This is a genomic window from Cobetia sp. L2A1 (assembly GCF_009796845.1).
Taxonomy (GTDB): domain Bacteria; phylum Pseudomonadota; class Gammaproteobacteria; order Pseudomonadales; family Halomonadaceae; genus Cobetia.
In genome coordinates, this window is the sequence record NZ_CP047025.1 from 1,875,448 (window position 1) to 1,897,456 (window position 22,009).

The 22,009-nt window shown below is 57.5% G+C and carries 18 protein-coding genes; 7 read left to right on the forward strand and 11 right to left on the reverse strand.

Annotated features, from left to right (window positions below; translation table 11 throughout):
* Positions 1 to 47 precede the first annotated feature (47 nt).
* Positions 48 to 1,139, reverse strand: coding sequence for a TRAP transporter substrate-binding protein (locus tag GQR90_RS08170; RefSeq protein WP_158773669.1), 1,092 nt, complete (start codon positions 1,137 to 1,139; stop codon positions 48 to 50).
* A gap of 817 nt (positions 1,140 to 1,956) precedes the next feature.
* On the opposite strand from GQR90_RS08170, the gene GQR90_RS08175 reads away from it, so the two are divergent.
* Entirely contained in the window at positions 1,957 to 2,757 is an 801-nt protein-coding gene (locus tag GQR90_RS08175; RefSeq protein ID WP_158773670.1) for a hypothetical protein, read from the forward strand.
* A 40-nt stretch (positions 2,758 to 2,797) separates the two neighbouring features.
* Here GQR90_RS08175 and GQR90_RS08180 read toward each other — a convergent pair whose 3' ends face one another.
* The 4 genes from GQR90_RS08180 to GQR90_RS08195 form a co-directional block, all read right to left on the reverse strand.
* The gene (locus tag GQR90_RS08180) at positions 2,798 to 3,286 is read right to left on the reverse strand and encodes an Lrp/AsnC family transcriptional regulator (RefSeq protein ID WP_233266488.1); all 489 of its coding nucleotides are present in this window, start codon (positions 3,284 to 3,286) and stop codon (positions 2,798 to 2,800) included.
* Positions 3,287 to 3,456: 170 nt separating this feature from the next.
* On the reverse strand, positions 3,457 to 5,190 hold the full coding sequence (gene ushA, locus GQR90_RS08185; RefSeq protein ID WP_325064297.1) for a bifunctional UDP-sugar hydrolase/5'-nucleotidase UshA: 1,734 nt from the start codon (positions 5,188 to 5,190) through the stop codon (positions 3,457 to 3,459).
* 88 nt (positions 5,191 to 5,278) lie between these two features.
* Positions 5,279 to 6,709 carry a uracil-xanthine permease family protein gene (locus GQR90_RS08190; protein ID WP_158773671.1) on the reverse strand — a complete coding sequence of 477 codons (1,431 nt, stop codon included), beginning with the start codon at positions 6,707 to 6,709 and terminating at the stop codon, positions 5,279 to 5,281.
* Between the two features lie 119 nt (positions 6,710 to 6,828).
* Complete coding sequence (locus tag GQR90_RS08195) at positions 6,829 to 7,731, reverse strand: LysR substrate-binding domain-containing protein (protein ID WP_158773672.1); 903 nt, start codon at positions 7,729 to 7,731, stop codon at positions 6,829 to 6,831.
* A gap of 108 nt (positions 7,732 to 7,839) precedes the next feature.
* Here GQR90_RS08195 and GQR90_RS08200 point away from each other — a divergent pair, with 108 nt between their 5' ends.
* The 6 genes from GQR90_RS08200 (at position 7,840) to GQR90_RS08225 (ending at position 13,616) form a co-directional block, all read left to right on the forward strand.
* A complete protein-coding gene (locus tag GQR90_RS08200) occupies positions 7,840 to 8,598 on the forward strand; it encodes a 5-oxoprolinase subunit PxpA (protein ID WP_158773673.1) in 759 nt (252 codons plus the stop codon).
* A gap of 97 nt (positions 8,599 to 8,695) precedes the next feature.
* A complete protein-coding gene (locus tag GQR90_RS08205; protein WP_158773674.1) occupies positions 8,696 to 8,953 on the forward strand; it encodes an acetyl-CoA carboxylase in 258 nt (85 codons plus the stop codon).
* Positions 8,950 to 10,326 carry an acetyl-CoA carboxylase biotin carboxylase subunit gene (locus GQR90_RS08210; RefSeq protein ID WP_158773675.1) on the forward strand — a complete coding sequence of 459 codons (1,377 nt, stop codon included), beginning with the start codon at positions 8,950 to 8,952 and terminating at the stop codon, positions 10,324 to 10,326. Before GQR90_RS08205 ends, GQR90_RS08210 begins: the two co-directional genes overlap by 4 nt.
* Positions 10,323 to 11,219 carry a 5-oxoprolinase subunit B family protein gene (locus tag GQR90_RS08215; RefSeq protein WP_158773676.1) on the forward strand — a complete coding sequence of 299 codons (897 nt, stop codon included), beginning with the start codon at positions 10,323 to 10,325 and terminating at the stop codon, positions 11,217 to 11,219. Before GQR90_RS08210 ends, GQR90_RS08215 begins: the two co-directional genes overlap by 4 nt.
* Complete coding sequence (locus GQR90_RS08220; RefSeq protein ID WP_158773677.1) at positions 11,209 to 12,180, forward strand: biotin-dependent carboxyltransferase family protein; 972 nt, start codon at positions 11,209 to 11,211, stop codon at positions 12,178 to 12,180. The genes GQR90_RS08215 and GQR90_RS08220 overlap by 11 nt, the downstream gene beginning before the upstream one ends.
* A 53-nt stretch (positions 12,181 to 12,233) precedes the next feature.
* The gene (locus GQR90_RS08225) at positions 12,234 to 13,616 is read left to right on the forward strand and encodes a purine-cytosine permease family protein (RefSeq protein ID WP_233266489.1); all 1,383 of its coding nucleotides are present in this window, start codon (positions 12,234 to 12,236) and stop codon (positions 13,614 to 13,616) included.
* Positions 13,617 to 13,779: 163 nt separating this feature from the next.
* Here GQR90_RS08225 and GQR90_RS08230 read toward each other — a convergent pair whose 3' ends face one another.
* The 6 genes from GQR90_RS08230 to GQR90_RS08255 all read right to left on the reverse strand — a co-directional run bounded on the left by GQR90_RS08230 (position 13,780) and on the right by GQR90_RS08255 (position 21,695).
* Positions 13,780 to 14,088 (reverse strand): putative quinol monooxygenase, encoded by a 309-nt coding sequence (locus GQR90_RS08230; protein WP_158773678.1) that lies wholly within the window; start codon positions 14,086 to 14,088, stop codon positions 13,780 to 13,782.
* Positions 14,089 to 14,324: 236 nt separating this feature from the next.
* On the reverse strand, positions 14,325 to 14,984 hold the full coding sequence (gene nfsB / locus GQR90_RS08235) for an oxygen-insensitive NAD(P)H nitroreductase (RefSeq protein ID WP_158773679.1): 660 nt from the start codon (positions 14,982 to 14,984) through the stop codon (positions 14,325 to 14,327).
* 214 nt (positions 14,985 to 15,198) lie between these two features.
* Positions 15,199 to 16,743 (reverse strand): guanine deaminase, encoded by a 1,545-nt coding sequence (guaD, locus tag GQR90_RS08240; RefSeq protein WP_233266490.1) that lies wholly within the window; start codon positions 16,741 to 16,743, stop codon positions 15,199 to 15,201.
* Positions 16,740 to 17,735: a xanthine dehydrogenase accessory protein XdhC gene (xdhC, locus tag GQR90_RS08245; RefSeq protein ID WP_158773680.1), complete on the reverse strand. Its 996-nt coding sequence runs from the start codon at positions 17,733 to 17,735 to the stop codon at positions 16,740 to 16,742. The genes guaD and xdhC overlap by 4 nt, the downstream gene beginning before the upstream one ends.
* Entirely contained in the window at positions 17,732 to 20,170 is a 2,439-nt protein-coding gene (xdhB, locus tag GQR90_RS08250) for a xanthine dehydrogenase molybdopterin binding subunit (protein ID WP_158773681.1), read from the reverse strand. The genes xdhC and xdhB overlap by 4 nt, the downstream gene beginning before the upstream one ends.
* The gene (locus tag GQR90_RS08255; protein ID WP_158773682.1) at positions 20,148 to 21,695 is read right to left on the reverse strand and encodes a xanthine dehydrogenase small subunit; all 1,548 of its coding nucleotides are present in this window, start codon (positions 21,693 to 21,695) and stop codon (positions 20,148 to 20,150) included. Before GQR90_RS08255 ends, xdhB begins: the two co-directional genes overlap by 23 nt.
* Between the last annotated feature and the right edge of the window lie 314 nt (positions 21,696 to 22,009).

Genomic DNA, 22,009 nt, shown 5'->3' on the forward strand with positions numbered 1-22,009 from the left:
ACAGGGCGAAGTGATGAACCGCAGGAACAGCAGTCAATACGGCGTTTTTAGAGCGCCAGGAAGGTCTTCTCGCTGATGGCGGCCCATGCCTTGTGTTGCTCACGGAAGGCCATGAAGGATTCATGCACGCGGGCAGTATCCGGGTCAGCCGCTGCCATGTCGGTCAGCGTCTTCTCGGTGACTTCCTTGAGGCGGGCGACGACGTCATCAGGCAGTGGTTGTGCGATGACACCTTCATTCTCGACGAGATCTGTCAGTGCCTCGGCGTTTACCGATTCACACCAGGCCTGACTTTCGACATTGCAGGCCGCGGCCGCCGCCTTGACGATGGCTTGCAGGTCTTCCGGCAGGCTTTCCCAGGCGGACTTGTTGATCATCAGCTCGGTGACGTTGGTCGGCTCGTGCCAGCCAGTGGTGTAGTAGTACTTGGCGGCTTTCTGAAGGCCCAGGCGGCGATCCTGATAGGGGCCGACGAATTCGGCGGCATCGATGACGCCACGCTCCAGCGCCGGGAATATCTCGCCGCCCGGCAGCAGACGTACGGCAACGCCAAGCTCGGCGTAGACCTTGCCGGCCAGACCCGGGATACGCATTTTCAGGCCTTTAAAGTCTTCGACCGTATTGATGGGCTTGCGGAACCAGCCGGTCATCTGCACGCCGGTATTGCCCATCGGGAAGGCGATCAGTCCTTTGGGGGCGTAAAGCTCGTGCCATAGCTCAAGGCCGCCACCGTGATATAGCCAGGCGTTCATGCCCTGGGTATTCATGCCGAAGGGCACGGTGGTGAAGTACTGCGCCGCAGGAATCTTGCCCGCCCAGAAGTAGGCATTGCCGGCATTCATCTCGACCACGCCACTGGCGACGGCATTGAAGCCTTCTAGGGCCGGAATCAATTCTCCCGCCGCGAAGTGCTGAATCTTCATGCGTCCGCCAGACATGGCCTCGACCTTGCGGCAGAAATCCGTCGGACTGCCCGGGCCTTCCACATAGAAAGGCGAGCCAGGCCCATAGGCATTGGTCATTTTCCACTGATAGGTCTTGTTGGTGTCGGCACGCACGATGGCGGGTGCGCCCATCACGAGTCCAACGGTAGAGGTTGCCAATGCGGCGCCCAGAAACTTGCGACGATCGAATGTCATGGGAAGATCTCCTGCGGACGGATGACCGATAGTGCCCTTGTGCTGCCGATTGACGGATGGCGTCGACAAGGGAGATGCCTGAACGGCGGCTGACGTCGTGGCCAGCGATGTTGTTGTAATGGTGCTGTGATTCAATGCTGATGCTTGTGCAGTCGTAAGAGTGTTCATTTGTCAGCTATGAGGCTGTCATTTGTTAACGAACGACACTGCAATCATTGCAAAGTCTATGCCAAGTCGAGGTATTTGAGTTTAAGTGTTTAATAACAATAAGTTGAGGTTGTAATATTGAATGATTTCTTATCAATAGACTCTGTATCAGGCACACTGAGTTGCACAAATCGGCGCGCAACATCGCAGTATTGAATCGCCAATAGGCTCACATCCGCTTTTTTTGCCATTTTTTTGCGACATTTGTGTGCCGACAAGACGACAGGGCATGACAAGTGTTTGGCAAATGTGGGGTGATCATTACCTAATGTCATTGGCGTCAGTTCGTGGTGCGCTCGCATCATTCTGGTGCGTCCATGCCTGTCAAAGAACGCGCCTCGCTCATGGTCAGGACCGTCAGTGGGGCAGATCGTCTAGGCAGGTTGTTTAGACAGGTCTCACAAGATGCCGCCACTGAAGACAGTGGCGGAGGAGGGATGGCATGATGCCGCTTTCCATTGCAGGAGGCCCCTTCATGCCCTCGCACGAGTCTGACGCATCGTCGCGTTACCCCGCAGCATCGCCTGATGGGCAGCGGTCAGAGCCTCCCTCTGTCCCATCATCTCTCTGTGCCCCGCAACCTCTCGAATCCTGGCGCGGTGCGCCTGTCATGCCACGTGGCGTGCTGGCGGGCATTTTGCTGGTGCTGGCGGGGCTGGCCTGGTGGGATGCGCCGCAACAATGGGCGCTTGAATTTCTCGATGCGACGCTAGGGCAGGCCTTCAGCGCCTTTGCCATCGCCAAGGGGTTGAACGCGACCATCTCGGTACTGCAGTCCTCGACGATTGATCTGCAGGTCTTCCAGGTGTCCCCCGGAGAAGCACTGGACCCCGCCAATGACATGATCGAACGCTTCTCCTGGGTCATGTTCGCCGCCACGGGTTCTCTGGCGCTTCAGAAGCTGCTGCTGGGTATTTCCGGCTCGCTGGTCATCAAGCTGATTGCCACCCTCAGCTGTGTCATCGCGGCACTCGCCGTGTTGAGTCGCAAGCGCCATTTGGGCACGCCCTGGTGGCAGGCTGGCCTGTTGCGTCTGGCGCTATGGGCAATCGCCCTCAGATTTGCGGTGTTGTGCGTGGCACTGGCGAGCGGTTCAGCGGGACAGGCATTTCTCGATGACAGTCGTGATACGCAGATGGCGCAGCTGAGCGTGACACAGCAACAGCTGGCAGAGGTGGCGGACAAGCAGGTCGGCGGAGATCACGAAGAGCGCAGCTGGTGGCAGCAATTCAAGGGCAGCATGGAAGGCTGGGTCGGTGGACCGATCACCAGTGTCACCCAGGGCTTTGACGCGATGACGGACAAGGTGATCGATCTCACGATGCTGTTCATCACGCAGACCGTCCTGTTCCCGCTTGGCTTCCTGTGGATCGCCATGCGCCTGCTGAGAGGTCTGGGACGGTTGAGGTAGCCACTAGAGACTGCTGCTGGCAAGGGTGTGTAGAAGTACGTTATAGGCGTGCACCGCCGCGGCGATGCTTGACGCGGGTCATCAGTGATTTGCAGTCCACCGAGAGAATCTCATCGCGGTTGAAGATGTGGGCGCGCACGAAGGCGTCAAAGGCTTCATAGCTATCGGTGAGGGTGTGGATGTGCAGGCTCTTGAGGTCACTCATGATGTAGAGGCTGACCACCTCGACGCAGGCTGACAGCTCCTCGGCGATGGTCTCGATGGCGCTGGGGGCCACGGTGAGGTCCACGAAGGTGGAGATGCCCTTGCCCAGCTTGTCGGGATTGATGACCGCCGTGAACTGTTCGATCACGCCATTTTCGACCAACGCCTGAACGCGGGTGCGCGCATGGGCGCGTGAAATGCCGAGCTTGCGGGCGATATCGGCGTAGGACATGCGGCCGTCCTTGATCAACAGGTTGAGCAGTTCGCTGTCGGTGCGATTGAGGTTCATGGTGACGGTCTCGACGGTCTTTTCATTGGGGGACATGAGCCATCAGGCCTGTCTCTTCAGAGGTTGTACAGTCTGCACACGATGACGGGGCGCCCAGGCGCCCCGTCATGGCAAATTGCGGTCTCCAGCGATTCTGTTACCTGACACTCTCACTAAAACGGTTCCGTCTAAAACGGTTCAGTCTCACGCAATTTTGACTCACGCGCTCATTGATAGACGATCTCGCCTTGCGGGGCGAAGCGAGTCACATCAATCGGGCTGTGCTCGGCCAGGTATTCCTTGAGCACTTCAGCATCGACGAAGCCGGTATTCACATATCCGGAGTGATCGGAGATCTTCGGATAACCATCACCGCCCGCGGCATTGAAACTGGGCACCGTGAAGCGATAGGTCTTGTCCATTTCCAGCGGTTGGCCCTGAATCTTGACGTTCGAGACGCCTGCCTGCGGGCCTTCGCCCGCGGTGACCGTCATGCTGATGCCGGCAAACTGGGCATAGGCACCGGAATCCACTGGCTGGGTGGCGACGACATTCAGATAGTCGAGTACCTCACGTCCGCTCATGTTCACCTGAGTGATCATGTTGCCGAACGGCTGCACCGTCAGCACGTCCTTGTAGGTGACGTCGCCGGCCGGCAAGGAATCTCGCACGCCACCGGAATTCATGATCGCGAAATCGGCCTGCGCGCGCTGCAGGTGTGCGGTCGCGATCAGGCGGCCCAGGTTGGTCTGCTGGAAGCGGACGATATCGCGATCACCCTCAAGCTTGCCGTTGGTCAGGGCAATGGTGACATTGAGCTGTGCCTGGCCTTTCTCCTGATAGGGGCGCAGGAAGGTCAGCATGGCGTCATCTTCGGCGATCTTGTCCTCAGCCAGCACCTTGGTGCGCTCACCGTTCGTCTCGACGGTCTTCTTGAGATTCACCGGAATCAGCTGATAGTTCACCATCGTCAGCTCGCCATTGCGGAACTCGTAATCGGCACGCCCGACATACTTGCCCCATTCATGGGCCTGTACGATATAGGTGCCATTCTGCTTGTCCGGCGTGCAGTCATCGCCAGGCTGGAAGTCAGCCTGCATGATGTTGGGGCCTTCCATGCATACCGGTTCCTGGGAGTGGCCACCGACGATCATGTCCAGCGTACCGTAGGGCAGGTAGCGCGCCAGCGTCACGTCTCCCGGGGCATTGATGCCATGCTCGGCATTCTGATAATGCCCCATGTGAGTGACAGCAAAGATCAGGTCGGGATGTTCATGCTGCTCAAGGTCCTTGATGACCTTGGCGGCCTCAACCTTCGGATCCGTGAAGTCGATACCACTGACATATTCGGGATTGCCGATCTTTGCGGTGTCATCGGTGGTCAGGCCGATCACGGCAATCTTCACGCCCTGTTCGTCGAAGATATGGTACGGCGCGAACAGACGCTCGCCGCTCGCCTTGTCATGAATGTTGGCGGCCAGCATCGGGAAGGTGGCCCAGTCACGCTGTTTCTCAAGCACCTGCAGCGGATTGTCGAACTCGTGATTGCCTACGGCCATGGCGTCATAGCCGAGACGATTCATGCCCTTGAAGTCTGGCTCTGCATCCTGCAGGTCCGACTCCGGTACCCCGGTATTGATATCACCGCCCGAGAATAGCAAGACGCTACCCCCCTGCGCGGCGACCTCGGCACGAATGCGATCCACCAGCGTCTTGCGGGCGGCCATGCCGTACTCACCGTCGCTGTTCTTCCAGAAGCGGCCATGGTGATCATTGGTGTGCAGGATGGTCAGGTGGTAGGTGGTGTCTGCCTGCCAGGCGTGGTCTGGCTGGGTGGCGCAGGCTGCCAATGATCCCAGCAGAGCCATGCCGAGGACCATCTTCAGGCCAGGTGCAGCCTTGCCTGCCATGAGGACGATCGTGTGTCCCGCGAAGTGGCGCGTTCCCTTGGGTTGCGTCATCAGTGGTCGCATCCTTGTGTTCTTGTGATGGCGTTTGACGTGGTTGTCGTTGTTCGTGTATCGGTGCTGCGGCACTCAGTGAACCCGTTCATGCATGTTCCTGATCATCGCTGATGGCGTCCAGCGACTCATCAGGCTGTGCCTTGGGATTGAAGACTTCTCCTTCCTCCATCTTTGGCAGCAGCAACTCGGCGAGGATGGCCGTCAGCCCGCCCATGGTGATCGGTGAACCCAGGGCATCTGCATAGGCACTGGGCAGGGCACTGAGCACTTCGGGCACCATGCCGACTCCCAGTCCAAGCCCCAGTGCCAGCGCGATGATCATCATTTCGCGGCGACCGATCGGCTGGGCCATCAGAATGCGAATGCCGGACACGGCGATCAGCGCGAACATCAGCGTGGTCGTTGCGCCGAGCACCGGACGCGGCATCTGGGTCAGCAGTGTCGCGATGAAGGGTGATAGACCAAGCAGCAGCAGGAAGCCTGCCACGTAGCGTCCGATATGGCGGCTGGCGATGCCGGTGAGTTGGATCACCCCGGTGTTCTGGCTGAAGGTCGTGTTGGGGAAGGTGCCGGCCAGCGCCGCCAGGGCAGAATTGAGGCCATCGGCGAGCACACCGCCGCGCAGACGCTTCTGATGCACACTGTCATCGACGGAAAGCCCCGAGGCGCGCGCGCTGCCAGTCAGATCGCCCACGGTCTCGATGGCCGTGATCACGAAGATGAAGGCCACCGGCAGAAAGGCAGCCAGCGAAAAATCGAAGCCGGAATGGAAGGTGGCCGGCACCGGTAGCGCGATCAGTGCGGCGGAGGCAAGTTCAGGTGCGTCGTAGAGTCCACCGATGGCGGCAATGAGGCAGCCGACGGCCATGCCGATGAAGATGGAAGCGATCCGCAGCCATGGATAACGCGAGACCTGGCAGCACAGCACCGTGATCAGCACACAACCAGCCAAGGCCAGATTGGCCGGCGCACCGAAGTCCTCGGCACCGAAGCCGCCGCCGATATCGGTCATGCCGACCTGGATCAGGCTCAGCCCGATCAGCATGACCACGATACCCGTGACGACAGGGGTGATGACCCGTTTTAGCCACGGCAGCACGGTCCCCAGCGCCATCTCGATCATGCTGCCGATCAGGCAGGTACCGAACAGAATGGCGAGCACCTGTTCATCCGTTGCATTCTGCGCCCGCGCAATGAGTCCCGCCGTGATCAGCGCCCCCACAAAGCTGAAGCTGGTCCCTTGAATGCTCAACAGGCCCGAGCCAAAGGGGCCGATGCGCTGGGATTGAATCCAGGTCGCGATGCCTGAAACCACCAATGCCATCGACAGCAGACTGGCGGTATAGGCCCCCAGGCCGAGTGCGCTGGTGATGATGAGGGTCGGGGCGATGATACCTGCGAGGCTTGCCAGTAGATGCTGTGCCCCTGCCAGCGCCGAGATAGGGATGGAGGGGCGACTTTCCAGACCCAGCAAGGGCACATCAAGGTCAGAAGGCGGGTGAGTGGGTCGGGTCATGGGGCGCTCCTTGTCCTCATCGGACAGCCGGTCGCAAGTGCAGTGGGTAATGACGAGATGGCATTCGTCTTCTCATCGGCACAGTTTACAGGCAACAAACAGGCCAGTATGCCCCGAGGCTAGGAGTTGGCCGCGATCATGAAGGCATGAAATGCTGCTGCCTGTGGAGTCAAGGGACGATCTCGATACCAGGCTAGCCCCACAGCCATATCCGGAATCGGATCGACAAGATCAATATGCTCGATACGACGGCCTTCCAAAGACCAGGGGCGGTACACCATATCCGAGAGAATACTCACGCCAGTGCCATTGGCGACCAAGCTACGAACTGCCTCAACCGACGCGGTATTGAAGATGACGCGTGGCTTCATATCGCAAGGCTGCCAGTAGCGTAGGGCGGTGTTAGCGGCCTCATCTACGGTCAGCATTATGTAGGGGTAATGTGTGACATCACTAAGATGTACTTCGCCTTTCTCAAGTAGAGGGTGCCCGCTATTTACCCATAGACGGCGCGGCGACTGAATCAGTTCTCGGTGTACGAGGGGTGCCTCGCTGCCGAGGTTGGATGTTAGCACGATGGCCAGATCAAACTCCCCGCTGCAAAGCCCGGTCTGGATATTCAGGCGCGATGCCTCGTGCAAGTGAACGTCAATGTGTGGGTAGCGACGCTGAAATCGAGCTAGTAGCGGCGGCAAGAAATAGCCTGCGACCGTATAACTCATGGCCAGTTCCAAAGTGCCAGATAAGGGCTCGCGGCTGGCACTCATACTGCCCATGGCCTCATCCACCGCATGGAAGACATGGCGTACCTGCAACAGGAAACGTCGTCCCTCATCGGTAAGTTCCATGCCATGAGCACTGCGTCGAAACAGCTTTACGCTCAGTTCCTCCTCAATTTCCCGTACGCCTGTCGTGATGGATGACTGCGAGACATTTAGGTCAACTGCTGCCTGAGTGACTTTGCCTGATTCAGCGACAGCCAGGAAATAGCGCATCTTTCTGAGTGATAAGTCACGTGCCATGGGGCTTTCCTGAGGTATTGGTTTTTTTGAAGATGTAAAACAAAAATGAAAACTTCAAAACGGCCAGCTCACGGTCTTTAAATGAAGCACGACCTTGAGGAGTGAAACATGAAAACCTGTATTGATCTGAATGCGGATATGGGCGAGGGGTTTGGCTGCTGGAGTATCGGTCAGGGGATTGATGCAAGCATCATGCCTTTGATTAGTTCTGCCAATATTGCGGCTGGATTCCATGCCGGTGATCCAACCACTATGCGCCAGTGCTTGCGTAGAGCTGCCGTACACAACGTCAACGTCGGTGTGCATCCAGGCTTCAGGGATCTGGTGGGGTTCGGGCGTCGCCATATTGAGGCAGCCCCTGACGAGCTGGTCAATGACGTTCTTTATCAGCTTGGGGCACTGCGCGAACTTGCTCATGGTGAAGGCCTAGTACTTCATCACCTCAAGCTGCATGGCGCCTTGTTCATGCATGCGGCTAAAGACAAGCCTTTCGCAGCTGCGCTGTGTGAGGGGTTGGCTTGCGTAGCGAGTGATCTACCCATCTATTGTCTTGCTGGTTCCGCGCTGGATCTTGAAGCGGAGCAACGTTGCCTGCCGCGTGTCCATGAGTTCTATGCCGATCGTGACTATGACGATACAGGCTCTATCGTCTTCATTCGCAAGATTGTTCCGCGTGACCCTATGGAGGTTGCCGAAAAGGTAGCATTGGCCTGCCGAGAAGGTCGTGTCATCAGCGTCACTGGCACTTCTGTTCCTGTCAGTTTCGACTCGATCTGCATCCATAGTGATACACCTGGTGCACTTGAGATACTCAAGGCTGTCCGCCATCGATTGAATGAGGAGGGCGTTCACGTACGCGCGGCTTGACTATTTAATTATTCATCATCGATGCGTCTGCAGTACATACCTACACAATGACACTGATCATCACTGGCTTACATATATAACAATAAGGATTTATCTCATGGTTCAACATCAAGTCACTGCACCTCTCCCGGGTGTTTTCTATCGCCGTCCATCTCCGGAAGCGGATGCATTTGCCGAAATCAACAGTATTGTTCAAGTCGCTGACACTCTCGCTGTTGTCGAAGTCATGAAGCAGTTCTTTGAACTAGAGGCAGGTGCCACGGGGCGGGTGGAATCATTCCTCGTTGAAGATGGCAGTGTGGTTGAGGCTGGGCAGGTGGTTGCAATCATAGTGACAGGGGAGGAACTTTCATGATTGGTACATTATTGATTGCCAACCGAGGCGAGATCGCTCTTCGTATCGTCAGAGCGGCGCGTGAGCTGGGAATTCGTAGTGTCATGGTGCATAGCGAGGCGGATATCAACACGATGGCAGTGCAACTGGCCGATGAAGCGCACTGCATTGGTGGTGCTCGTGCCAGTGAAAGTTATCTCGACATCGATGCTGTGCTGGGAGCTGCATGCGCCAGTGGTGCAGATGCAGTGCATCCTGGCTATGGATTCCTGTCCGAGAGTGCCGAGTTTGCGCGTCGGGTGACCGAGGCGGGACTGATATTCGTGGGACCAGATGCCAGCATAATCGAGCGTATGGGAAACAAGGCCATGGCGCGTAATACGGCGATTGCAGCCGGCGTGCCAGTCGTTCCAGGATCACAAGGTTCGCTGGCGACTCTCGAAGAGGCGCTTGAGGTCGCTGAAGAGGTTGGTTATCCGTTGATGATCAAGGCCTCAGCCGGTGGTGGGGGGCGTGGCATACGTATTGCCAATACTCCTGATGAGTTGACGACATTATTCCCTCAGGCCCGAGGCGAAGCTGAAGCATGTTTTGGTAATGGCGATGTCTATCTGGAACGCTTCATTGGAAGTGCTCGGCATATCGAGGTTCAGATTCTCGGTGATGGCGTCAGGGCCGTACACCTGTTCGAGCGAGAGTGTTCCCTCCAGCGACGTCGCCAGAAGATTTTTGAGGAATCTCCATCGCCGGCGTTGGATGCAGCAACGCGCGAGCAGCTTTGTCAGTCGGCTGTGGCGCTTGCCGAGTATGTGAACTATTTCGGTGCAGGCACTCTTGAGTACCTTTATGACGACATGACCGGCGAGTGTTTCTTCATCGAGATGAATACTCGGATACAGGTCGAGCATCCTATTACTGAAATGGTGACAGGTATTGATCTCGTACGGGAAATGCTGCTCATGGCCGGAGGGCAACCCCTTCGTCTACATCAGTCAGAGATCATTCTCAACGGGTGGGCAGTCGAAATGCGGATCAATGCCGAGGATCCCGCACGGCAATTCTTCCCGTGTCCGGGCGAGGTCAAAGGCTTGCGTTGGCCAACTGGCCCTGGGATTCGTATCGAGAGTGGACTTTATCCGGGATATCGGGTCCCGCCTTACTACGACTCATTGGTGGCCAAGCTTGTGGTCTGGGATACCTCGCGCGCGATGGTTTTGCGCCGCGCGCTCCAAGCATTGGAAGAATTTCAGCTGGAGGGATTCATAACCACCGCCAGCCTTCACCAGCGCTTGCTCCAAGATCCCGAGGTTGCGGCAGGGCGCTTTGACACACAATTTCTCGAACGCTGGCTGGCGCTCCCAGCTGAGCGAACTGCCACGGAAGTTGCCGCATGAGTGAACACATCATCACACCAGCCCGGTATAGCATTGCAGGTGACGAGTTTCTGTTCGTCGAGATCAGTGAAGAGATGAGCCTAGAGGCATTTTTCCGCTCGATCAGCATCACTCAGCGTCTGGAGGTCGAGTCGCTTGATGGCGTGCAGGAAATTTGCGCAGCCAATGCCTCCTATCAAGTGCGCTTTGATCCCGATGTCTTGAGCGTAGATGTCCTGATCGCGCGCCTGAAAGCCCTGGATATCGAGGTCATACAGCAATCAGTTCGCCGTCTGGAGACGCGCGTGATCGATGTGCCCGTACTCTATAACGACCCTTGGACGCACGAAACTCTGATGCGTTTTCGCGATAGGCATCAGGATCCTGAAGGGACAGATCTTGAATACGCCGCTCACATCAATGGTTTCAATAGCGTCGAGGACTTCATCGAGGCCCACAGCGCCAGCCCCTGGTTCGTCTCCATGGTCGGCTTCGTGGCCGGATTACCATTCATGTACCAGATGGTGCCGCGAGAGCGCCAGATTCAGGTACCCAAATATTTGCGCCCTCGCACGGATACGCCCAAGCAGACGGTCGGCTACGGCGGCTGTTTCAGTTGTATCTATTCCGTGCGTGGCGCGGGGGGGTATCAGATGTTCGGGGTCACGCCCATGCCCATCTATGACCCCGCACAAACTCAGCAGCATATAGACGATACGATGATCTTCTTCAGGCCTGGCGATATCGTGCGGTACCGACCAGTTGAACGAGCGGAATACGATCAATTGGTAGTCTTAGCCGAAGAGGGAAGATATAGACCGCGAGTAGCTGCATTCACCTTTGACCTCGATGCATTCAATCGAGACCCAGATCGCTACGCCCAGGAAGTGAAGGAGGTGTTCAGTGAGCATTGAAGTCATCAAGGCTGGTCTATCAACCTCGATTCAAGATACAGGGCGCAGTGGTAACTATCATCTTGGTATTCCCCCGTCAGGAGGTATGGACCAACGTGCGTTGCGTGCCGCCAATTTATTGCTTGGTAACGCGGAAGATGCAGCAGTACTCGAGTGCGCCCTGATGGGACCTGTATTGCGCTTTACACGTGAGTTAAAGGTGGCAGCCTGTGGTGCCGAGATGACACCGCGTATTAATGGAGTCCCTCAACCGATCAATCAGGTGTTACATGTACCTGCCGGTGCTGTGCTCAGCTTCGAGTTCGTCAAGGCGGGTGCGCGGCTTTATCTCGCCATTGAAGGTGGCATTGATGTCCCGGTTTGTCTTGGCAGTCGCAGCACTTATGCCTTGGGGAGTCTTGGAGGCCTTGAAGGGCGTCCATTGAAGGTGGGTGACGTACTCGAGACACTGTCTGTCATGGGGGCAGCCCTAGTTGGTAGAAGCATGCCACGGTCATTGATGCCGACATTCGGCACGCACTATGAATTACGCGTGATACCGGGAATCTATGATCATCGCCTTACAGACGAGGCTCGTGAGCGCTTTTATCAAGAACACTGGAGTGTGGCTTCCGAAGCTGATCGGATCGGATATCGGTTCAAAGGCGGTACCCCGCTCGACTTCGTTACACGTAAACCGCCGTTCGGTGCGGGCGATGACCCTTCCAATATCGTCGATGCATGCTATCCGATCGGCTCGATCCAAGTACCCAGTGGTAGTGAACCTATCATCTTGCACCGCGATGCCGTCTCGGGTGGGGGCTACGCGATGATTGGAACAATCATTAGTTCCGACATGGATTTGGTCGGGCAGATTCAGCCGCATCAGACGGTTCAGTTCGTACCAGTCACGCTGGAAATGGCGCTGGCGGCACGACAGGTATACCAGGCTGACCTAGAGCAGCTCAGACGTATGCCTTGATGTTTTACAAGGGTCTCAATCGCGTACCTATAACAATGATAAGGAGTCGAGACATGTCGACCATCGCTTCCAAGAAGTCCCAAAGGCCATCCTCCAAGAGCGTTTCCGGGACAGAACAAACAGACTTGGATTATTCCGAGCAACCAGTGCCGGCTCAAGGGCGAATGCCCAAGGCTAATCTCATGATGGCTTGGTGGGCCGTATGCAGCGCCTTCTTCTACATGGTGGTCGCGGCGGCGATGGCACGGAGTTACGGCACGGTCAATGCACTTATCGGGATCATATTGACGGTGATCTGCTACGGCATCATAAATGGCATCATCAGCCGTTATGCTATTCGTAGTGGTCTAACAGTGGCGCTTTTCTCACGCATTTTGTTTGGTCATGTTGGAGCCATCATTGCCACACTGATCTTCTTCGCCACTGCGCTTTATTACGCAGTATTTGAAGGCTACGTCATGGCACTGGTGCTATCAGAATGGAGTGGCACACTATCGCTGGGCGTGGCGGCTGCCATCGTCGTTGTGGTCGGTATTGGGCTAATTTTCGGTAGCGTTCAACACTGGCTAGACAAGTTCAATGGCGTATTGTTACCGGTCTACATTGTCGGAATGCTTGCGGCTGTAGGTATGGCCATGTCGCAATTTGGCTACCCTGAAGGGTGGCTTACCCGTGTGCCGGAAACCGGCGCGTCGCCCTTTGGTTGGGCACATACCTTCGTTTACTACATGGGCGTGTGGGTACTGATGATGTTCACGTTTGATTATGCACGTTTTGGTCGTGAAGAAGATCGTGACTTTCATGCACGAGTGACCTTCGGCATTCCTTTTTATCTGATGACTTTCCTGTTCAGTGGCTTGGTCGGCATCCTGTTGGATGCGATGATCCCCACTGATGGTCTGTCTGAAGTCTCCATCGTACTGGGCTTGCTAGAGTTGATGGGAGTCGGAGGGCTTCTGTTGGTATGGGTGACTCAAAGTCGTATCAATACCGCGAACTTCTATCTGGCAACCGTAAACCTGCAGGCCTTTCTCTCGAAATTATGCGGTGTTCGTATGGCCAAGGTGGTAGCGGGCGGTCTAGTCGGATTGATGGCGTATGCACTGATGCTAGGTGATGTCTTTGGTTATCTATTGCAAGCTCTCGCGTGGCAGGGTGTCTTTGTTGTAGCCTGGGTGGGCGTAGCGTTGGCCTATATCCGCGGCAACAATTCTCAGGCCTCGCTGGCAGACAAGAACAGGCTTGATAAGGCTCCGGCATTCAATCGCAATGGCCTGCTAGCCTGGGGGATAGCCACTGGGATTGGGATGCTACTAATGAACTTGTCAACCATTGCCGATTTTTCAGCTCCTGTAACCTTTGCCGTAGCATACCTGCTGCAGACACTGGCCTCACGCCAAGCTGCCTCGAATGAATTGTCTGTACCGCGGATATGAAGCTTGTTAGAAGTGATAAGTGACTGGGCACATCCAGAGTGCCTTCTCTTTATCACTTGTTATCATTTTCCTGATGCGAGAAGAGCCCGCTTTGCAGAGATGCAGAACGGGCTCTTCTCATAATATCGTGCTCACTCTTGGTTAAGTGAATGCACGGTTGTCGTCAAAGACTCTGAATACGCTGAATCTTCAGGCCGATTTCGCCTTCCGCGAAAGCGCCGAGGAACGCCTGGAAGTGATCAGACGCGATGTGCGCGTCCAGTGCCTCTTCATCCCACCATTCTTCCAGTACCACGAAGTCGCCTTCTGGAGCCGGATCATTCTCGGCGACGTTCTTGTCGACAGCGAAGCATTCGTACTGCAGGCAGCCCTTGTCGGACTGACTCTTCTCGATCAGCTCTGCAAGGGCACCACGCGCCTTGTCCTGTTGGTCGACGGGGAAGGTCAGGGTCGCGATGAGTTTGAGGGACATGGTCAGAATCCTGTCATTGTCAGATGGGGTCGTAACGCATCAGAAAGCGTCGTAAAACGCCACTGAGGCGTGAAAGTTGAAGATGAGCGCCTCTTGGCATCAGCAAGGTGTCACGTTCACGAAAAGGCTGCAACGCGCCAACTGCGAGAAGACTGTCTCACAGTGAGATGACGCGTTGCTTCATTCGCGATGCTCACTCGCGCGGGCTGAGCGAGGGTAATGCTGAAGCGGGTATCTTACAGATGAGTGAAGATCTCATCAGCCGACAGGCGAGACTTCGGCAGTTCCGCATTGAAGTCACCGGCGGCACGGTAACCAAGGCTGACGGCGACCAGTGCATTGAAGCCTTTCTCACGCAGGCCGAATTCTGCATCCAGCGCGACCGGATCGATACCTTCCAGCGGTACGGTATCGATGCCCATGCTGGAGGCTGCGTAGAGCAGGCTGCCGTAATTGAGGTAAACCTGCTTGTCCATCCAGTGCTGCATGTCCTTCAGGTCATGGCGATGCAGATCAATGAACAGACGGCGAGCACCGTCCATCATGGCGGAGAATTCATCACCGGCAGTGAAACGACCATCGGAAACTTCTGCTTCCAGCAGGTGATTGAGGTAGTCATCGTCCAGTGTCGAGCGAGTGCAGAACAGCACGACGTGAGACGCATTGGTGATCTTGGGAGAATTGAAAGCGTACTTCGTATCGGTGCCGGCACGGGTAAAGCGTGCCTTGGCGTCGTCGCTTTCCAGCACCAGGAAGTGCCACGGTTGGGAGTTGACGCTTGAAGCGCTCAGGCGCATGACGTTTTCCAGTTCCTGCCAATCGGCGGCGCTGATCTTGCGTGCCGGATCGAAGGATTTGGTGGAATAGCGATGCTGCATGATGGCAGTGGGAGTCATGATGACGCTCCTTGAATGATGGGGGCAGGCCTATGGCACTTGGCTTACCAAGCTCTGCGACCTTGGTAGAGGATGGCGTCATCATAACGGGGTTGTATGGCAGTGAAAATACTAATCCAGCGCATCTTTATGGTGAAATATTGGCACCAATTACCGAGGTGTCGAGCAAATATCGAGATGTTGTGATCATCATGATGCTGTTATGGCACTAATATCATGAGTGGGAGTCGCAAGGGGGTATACGGCGGGGCGCATGAAGCATGCCGTTCTGCTTCATGCAGCGTCCCGCCACATGCACTTCACGGATGACACGGTCATCCCCGAGCATCATCAAGGCGAACAGCACCTCTTCCAGCGGTACCTGATCCTTGCGGCCCCAGCGAGTTCGACGCGCCAGCAGCGGTGTCGCGGCGGGGTCGAGTACGATGACATCTGCCTCCATGCCCAGGCGCAGGTGGCCGATCTTGTCCTCCAGGCGCATCGCCCGAGCATTGCCCAGCGTCAGTTGATAGAAACCCTGCCATGGAGTGAGGGGCTGATTGGCGCGCTGAGCCAGTCCCTCGACATCATGCGCCACGGCCCCGTGCAGCTGTCCGACCTGATAGGCCGCCTTGAGGCTTTCCAGCTGGCAGAGACTGGAGCCACCGCCGACATCAGTGGCGATGCTGATGTTCATGCCCAGTGTGCGGGCACTGGCGCGATCAAACAGTCCGCTGCCCAGAAACAGGTTGGAGGTCGGGCAGAAGGCAATGCTGGCGCCACGCGCGGCAATCCGTGACCGCATGCCATCATCCAGGTGGATGCCGTGGGCGAAGGTGGTGCGCTCATGACTGAGTCCCACGTCCTCATAGACCGCCAGATAGTCACGGCTGTCGGGAAACAGCTCGGCGACCCACTTCACTTCATCCAGATTCTCGGCCAGATGCGTCTGCAGGTGCAGGTCGGGTTGGCTCTTGAGCAGTGCGCCGGCAGCCTTGAGTTGCGCAGGTGTTGAGGTCGGCGCGAAGCGAGGTGTCAGTACATAGCCGAGACGATCCCGCCCGTGCCAGTCAGCGATCAGGCGTTCATCATCCTTGAGTGAGGTCACTCCACTGTCCAGCAGCGCTGGCGGGGCGTTGCGATCCATCATCACGCGACCGGCGTGAAGGCGCATGCCGCGTGCCTGAGCGGCAGTGAACAGAGCATCGGCACTGGTGGCGTGGGAGGTGGCGAATACCTGAGCGCTGGTCGAGCCATGGCGAATCAACTCATCCAGGAAGACCTCGGCCACTTCAGTCGCATGAGCAGGATCAGCAAAGCGCTGCTCGGCGGGGAAGGTGTAGGTGTTCAGCCAGTCGATCAGACAGTGCCCATAGCTTGCGATGATATCCAGCTGCGGGAAGTGCACGTGGGTATCGATGAAGCCTGGCATCATCAGTCCAGTGACGACGCGCGGCGGGCACAGCCGCATCAGTCCACTCACGTCGTCGCGCTGGGCGAGCGAGTCATGGTCGCCCACGGCCACCACATGGCCTGCATGCATCACCAGCAGCGCATCCTGGTAGTACTCGATACCGTGCTGGGCCAAGACATCGTTCGAGGCAGATGTGCTCGGCATGTCGGCCATCATGAAGTCAGCAGGATCTGCCACGAAATGCAGCAGGGGACCACGTAGCAGGCTGACGCTCGCCACGTCCTTCACTGCACCGCGCAAGGCATGAGTCAGGCGGGTCGTATCAAGGTGGCAGGCCGCTTGGGTGGAAGTGTTCGAGTCCATCATCGTGATGCCTTGTCTGTGTGTTCGTCTGTCATTTCGTCAATCGATACTGCTCTCGATTGAGCCATCGATACTGCGTTGGATCTGTCCGTATCTGCCGCGGCACTGAAGTGCGCGCGAAGCTGACGGGCCTCGCGGCGTGTCAGACCCTGCCTGTCCAGCGAGGCAGGGGGATCAACATCGCATGCCAAGGCGGAGGCTCGAGCAGCTTCCAGCTGCAACAGCTCCGCGACCACGCCAATGGCGATCTCCTCGGGGCGCTTGCCGGGAATGCCCGCGATACCGATCGGGCAACGGATACGGGCGACCTCATGTTCGTTGAGGTCTGCCCGCAAGCGCTGGCGGAAACGCGCCCACTTGCTGGCGGAGCCGATCAATCCCAGCGAGGCGAGGTCTTTGCGAGATGCCAGCAGGGCGACCAATGCCTGGTCCTCGACGTGGTCATGCGTCATGACCAGTACGTGACTCTCGCAGGCAGGTGGGACAGACGTAGCTGTCTGAGAATCGAGGATATCGAGGTTGTGACACGTCACACGGGCCTTGCATCCCTCTGGAATGGTCACGCTGGCAAGTTGCTCAAGTCGGGAGTCACACCAGTCGATGTGCCACCCCAGCGGGGCGAGCAGTGTGACGATGGCCTGACCGACATGTCCCGCCCCGAAGAGGACGAGATGGGGAGCGCTGTCGGCAAAGGCTTCGATCAAGACCTGCACATGGCCGCCACAGCATTGCTGGGCGTGGGCGCCAAGAGCGATTTCTTCCAGGTGACAGCCTGCCTTGGCAGTGTCGAGCAACGCACGCGCGCGCTCGACGACCAACTGCTCAAGACGCCCGCCGCCAAGGGTATCGTGCAGTGTCTGCGGGGTGATCAGCATCTTGGTACCCGCGCCACGTGGCGCAGACCCAGCGACGGTGATCACCGTGGCAAGCGCATGAGGCGTCAGTGCCGTCTGTGCCTCTGCCAGCGCCTGATACCAGCGACGTGGCGCTGTCATGGCGTCATCCTGTCAAGAGATGTGTCTGTCTGTGAGGCTAGCCATTCTCGCTGCTGACAGGCTGCCATCATCACGCGCTCTGGCGTGGCAGGCGTGTCGAGTCGTGCGGCATGGCGATAGTCGGTGAGCGAAGCAAGGGCATCGCGCAGCGCTGCCCAGACACTCATTGCCAGCATGAGAGGGGGTTCACCCACGGCCTTGGAGCGGTAGATGCTGGCCGCCGAATTGGGATGTCCCTCCAGCAGTTTTACCCGCAATGCCCCGGACGGCACATCACTGATCGCCGGAATCTTGTAGGTGGCCGGGCCATCGGTCAGCAGACGGCCCTCATCATTCCATTTCAACTCCTCGCTGGTCAGCCAGCCCATGCCCTGCACGAAACCGCCCTCAATCTGGCCGATGTCGATAGCCGGATTCAGGGAATCCCCCACATCGTGCAGGATGTCGGCCCCTTCCAGTCGGTATTCACCGCTCAGGGTATCCATCACGACTTCACACAGTGCTGCGCCGAAGGCGTAGTAGTAGAAGGGATGTCCGACTCCCTTCTCACGATCGTAATGAATGTCCGGTGTGGCGTAGAAGCCTTTCTCGGATAGCGAGATGCGTTCGATATAGGCCGCCTGCACCAGCTCACCCCAGCTCATCAGCACACCGCTGTCCCCGTGCAGCTCGCCATTGGCAAACGTGAGGCTGTCTCGCGGCTGAGCGAGATGTACGGCGGCGAAGTCCAATAGACGTGCCTTGAGACGCTGGCAGGCATCGCGCGTGGCCATGCCGTTGAGGTCTGCGCCTGAACTCGCTGCCGTCGGTGAGGTGTTGGGGACCTTGTCGGTGCGGGTGGCAGTGATACGGACCTTGTCGACCGGCAGCCCCAGTTCACGTGCGGCGACCTGAATCATCTTCGTGTGCAGGCCCTGGCCCATCTCGGTCCCGCCGTGATTCACCTGCACGCTACCGTCGGTATAGATATGCACTAGCGCACCGGCCTGATTGAGGTGCTTGGCGGTGAACGAGATGCCGAATTTGACCGGTGTCAGCGCCAGTCCTTTCTTGACCACTGGACTGGTAGCATTGAAGGCGCGAATCTCGGCGCGCCGCTGCCAGTAAAGCCCGTCTTCTTCGAGGCGTTCGATCAGGGTTGCCAGCAACGGATGCTGATTGACATGCTGACCGTAATGCGTGGTGTCACGGCCTTCGCAGTAGAGATTGCGCTTGCGGATCTCCAGTGGGTCACGGCCCAGTTGACGGGCGATATCTTCCATCGCCGCCTCGACTGCCAACATGCCTTGCGGGCCACCAAAGCCACGAAAGGCGGTATTGGATGCCACGTTGGTGCGCGCGCGAATGCCGCGCACATGAGCATTGCCAAGGAAGTAGGCATTGTCGGCATGAAACATGGCGCGATCGACAATGGCATCAGACAAGTCGGGGGAGTGGCCGCAGTCACCGATCAGCTCGATGATGGCCGATTCGATACGCCCACTGTCATCGACACCGAATTGGTAGTGATGATGAAAAGGGTGGCGCTTGCCGGTCAGGCGCATGTCATCACCACGTGACAGGCGTAGGCGGGCAGCACGACTAGTGTGGCGTGCCACCATTGCCGCAAGGCAGGCAACAGGAGCGGCCTGAGTTTCCTTGCCACCAAAGCCGCCGCCCATGCGACGCGTTTCGACTGTCACGGCATGGAAGGGCACGCCGAGTACCTCGGCTACCAGCTTCTGTACTTCACTTGGATGCTGACTGGAGCTGTGTACCAGGAGTTCATCCTCTTCGCCTGGCAGTGCTAATGCCGCCTGGCTTTCGAGATAGAAATGCTCCTGTCCGCCACTCTCAAGCTCGCCTTCCAGCTGCCATACCGATTTTCTGAGTTGCAGGGCAACACTCTCGAGATCTGCCGGGCGTCCATTGGTGAGCCGTGCCTGGGTATGGGTAGGGCGCACCAGGTCGCCGTGCTTGGCGGCATCACGTGGGTCGAGGGTGATCGGCAATGGCGTCACGCTGACCTTGGCGAGACGTGCCGCTTGGCGCGCTGCACGCTCGTTCTCGGCGGCGACCACGAACAGTGCCTGTCCATGATGGCTGATGACATCGCTGACCAGTAATGGGTCCCCCGGGAAGACGGGCCCTACATCCTGATGGCCTGGTATATCCTTCGCGCTCAGGACACAGACCACACCGGGTGCAGCCCGTACGGCACTCACGTCAAGGTGATCGAGCGTGCCATGACCCACCTCGCTCAGGCCAATCGCCAGATGCAGGGTGCCGGCGGGTAATGGGAGGTCATCGATATAGCGCGCTGTGCCACTGACGTGACGCTCTGCACTCTCATGGGGAGCTGACTGACCCGCAGCACCACGGCCCGCGAGGGCGTGTGCTTGATCCGTTTCAGGCTCAAGGCTTTCTGTGGGCTCAAGACTGTGCAAGGTACGCATCGAGGCTCTCCGGCGGGGGGGTGATTGTGGACGAGGTTGCGCCAGTGCGCTCATTGAGTATGCGTTGGGCAATACGCGGGATCAGATGACTGGCGGCCTTGAGGCGATACTCCCGTGAGCCACGTACATCCGACAAGGGTGAGAAGTCAGCACTGGTGGCCTGCTCAATGACGCCGCGCATCTTGCTGTCGAGTGTTGCAGGGGCGAGGGAATCGAGCGGTGTCGTATCCAGCAGGGCTTCCAGATGATGCGCACGTGCGGGAATACCGGCCATGCCACCGAAAGCAACTCGCCAGTGTTGCGGGTGGCCATCGGCATCGCGTCGCCAGGCGAACACACCCAGGAGAGTGGAAATATCATCGTCGCGGCGCTTGGAGAGCTTGTAGGCTGCCAGCCGCTGGCTCGCCACCGGCTGCGGCAGGAAGACAGAGTGGATGATTTCATCCGGCAGCAGCTGGGTGCGCTTGTAGTCGAGGAAAAAGTCTTCAAGTTTGAGAATGCGTTCGCCGTGCTGATTCATGAGCTGCACGTAGGCTTCGAGGGCGATCAATAGCGGTGGCATATCGCCAATGGGCGAGGCGTTGCCGATGTTACCGCCTACGGTGCCGCGATTACGGATCTGCTCGCTACCCAAACGGTTCAGTAGCTCGGCTGCATCAGGATAGTGTTCGTGTAGTAGCGGCATCAGCTGGCGGTAGGTCACTGCCGCACCCAGCCACCAGCCTGACTGTCCGGCGTATTCACCCTCATCAATGCGGCACAGGTCCGCTACCTGAGTGACGTCCAGCAGTGCTGAGAAGTCACTCAGGCGCTGGGTGTGCTCCAGCATCAGGTCGGTACCCCCGGCAATCAGTGGTATCTCGGGCTTTTCAGCACGAAGTGCCAGCAGTTCAGCCAATGTACGGGGTCGATGATGACAGCTGTCAGCATCGGTGTTTGATACAGCGACGGTTTCTGATACGCAAGCGAGTGTCCGTGATGAACGTGCCGATAGAGTGGCCGCACCGAACTCACCTGACAACAGCCGATGCGCGGCGTCGCGAATGGGGCGATAGCCGGTGCAGCGACATAGATTACCGCCCAGTGCATGGTCGATCAGTGTGTCACGCTGGCGGTCATCGAAGAATTCGCCATCGCTCACACGCTGCTGATGATCGACATGCAGGACGGCCAGACTCATCGCGATACCAGGTGTACAGAATCCGCACTGGCTGGCGTGAGTGGTCACCAGTGCCTGCTGTACGGGAGAAAGTGAAGCTGTCTTGCTGGCAGGCGATGCCAATCCTTCCACAGTGATCAGCTCACAACCTTCAAGCTGATGCGCCGGCATCAGGCAGGCATTGGCAGTGGTGAGAGGTTGGCCCGGTGACTGCAAGGCTATCGTGCAGGCACCGCAATCGCCAGATGCACATCCTTCCTTGGTGCCTGATTGCCCCAGCGAAGTGCGCAGCACCTCCAGCACGGTCGTTCCTGGTGCAGGAGTGGGCAGACAACACGCGTGTCCGTTCAAAGTGAAGTCGATCATGCTGGCATCCTGTCAGGTCGTATTGTCATTGTGGTGCCTTGTACGCGATGACGCAGGCCGAGATCTATAGTGAATTCATGTCGGGGCATGAGCGGCGTCGAATCAGCAGTTAACCATGCCATGTTGTATTTCTAGCAACAATCTGACCAAATGGTCAGTCTATGATGTGTTATTTTTGTCACTGCGCTCATGCACTGAGAAATCTAGTGTTTTTTTAGGTGAAGATTTTCTCAGCAGCACTCTCCGTCATACGCGACGGAGAGTGCTGCTGAGAGTGTTTTCGCAAGATAATTCCTGACTTGATGAGTGATGCC

What these genes read in the sequence shown, in the direction of transcription:
- GQR90_RS08170 (WP_158773669.1), bottom strand. Translation starts at nt 1,139, where the DNA reads ATGACATTCGATCGTCGCAAGTTTCTGGGCGCCGCATTGGCAACCTCT.
- GQR90_RS08175 (WP_158773670.1), top strand. Translation starts at nt 1,957, where the DNA reads ATGCCACGTGGCGTGCTGGCGGGCATTTTGCTGGTGCTGGCGGGGCTG.
- GQR90_RS08180 (WP_233266488.1), bottom strand. Translation starts at nt 3,286, where the DNA reads ATGTCCCCCAATGAAAAGACCGTCGAGACCGTCACCATGAACCTCAAT.
- ushA (WP_325064297.1), bottom strand. Translation starts at nt 5,190, where the DNA reads ATGACGCAACCCAAGGGAACGCGCCACTTCGCGGGACACACGATCGTC.
- GQR90_RS08190 (WP_158773671.1), bottom strand. Translation starts at nt 6,709, where the DNA reads ATGACCCGACCCACTCACCCGCCTTCTGACCTTGATGTGCCCTTGCTG.
- GQR90_RS08195 (WP_158773672.1), bottom strand. Translation starts at nt 7,731, where the DNA reads ATGGCACGTGACTTATCACTCAGAAAGATGCGCTATTTCCTGGCTGTC.
- GQR90_RS08200 (WP_158773673.1), top strand. Translation starts at nt 7,840, where the DNA reads ATGAAAACCTGTATTGATCTGAATGCGGATATGGGCGAGGGGTTTGGC.
- GQR90_RS08205 (WP_158773674.1), top strand. Translation starts at nt 8,696, where the DNA reads ATGGTTCAACATCAAGTCACTGCACCTCTCCCGGGTGTTTTCTATCGC.
- GQR90_RS08210 (WP_158773675.1), top strand. Translation starts at nt 8,950, where the DNA reads ATGATTGGTACATTATTGATTGCCAACCGAGGCGAGATCGCTCTTCGT.
- GQR90_RS08215 (WP_158773676.1), top strand. Translation starts at nt 10,323, where the DNA reads ATGAGTGAACACATCATCACACCAGCCCGGTATAGCATTGCAGGTGAC.
- GQR90_RS08225 (WP_233266489.1), top strand. Translation starts at nt 12,234, where the DNA reads ATGTCGACCATCGCTTCCAAGAAGTCCCAAAGGCCATCCTCCAAGAGC.
- GQR90_RS08230 (WP_158773678.1), bottom strand. Translation starts at nt 14,088, where the DNA reads ATGTCCCTCAAACTCATCGCGACCCTGACCTTCCCCGTCGACCAACAG.
- nfsB (WP_158773679.1), bottom strand. Translation starts at nt 14,984, where the DNA reads ATGACTCCCACTGCCATCATGCAGCATCGCTATTCCACCAAATCCTTC.
- guaD (WP_233266490.1), bottom strand. Translation starts at nt 16,743, where the DNA reads ATGATGGACTCGAACACTTCCACCCAAGCGGCCTGCCACCTTGATACG.
- xdhC (WP_158773680.1), bottom strand. Translation starts at nt 17,735, where the DNA reads ATGACAGCGCCACGTCGCTGGTATCAGGCGCTGGCAGAGGCACAGACG.
- xdhB (WP_158773681.1), bottom strand. Translation starts at nt 20,170, where the DNA reads ATGCGTACCTTGCACAGTCTTGAGCCCACAGAAAGCCTTGAGCCTGAA.
- GQR90_RS08255 (WP_158773682.1), bottom strand. Translation starts at nt 21,695, where the DNA reads ATGATCGACTTCACTTTGAACGGACACGCGTGTTGTCTGCCCACTCCT.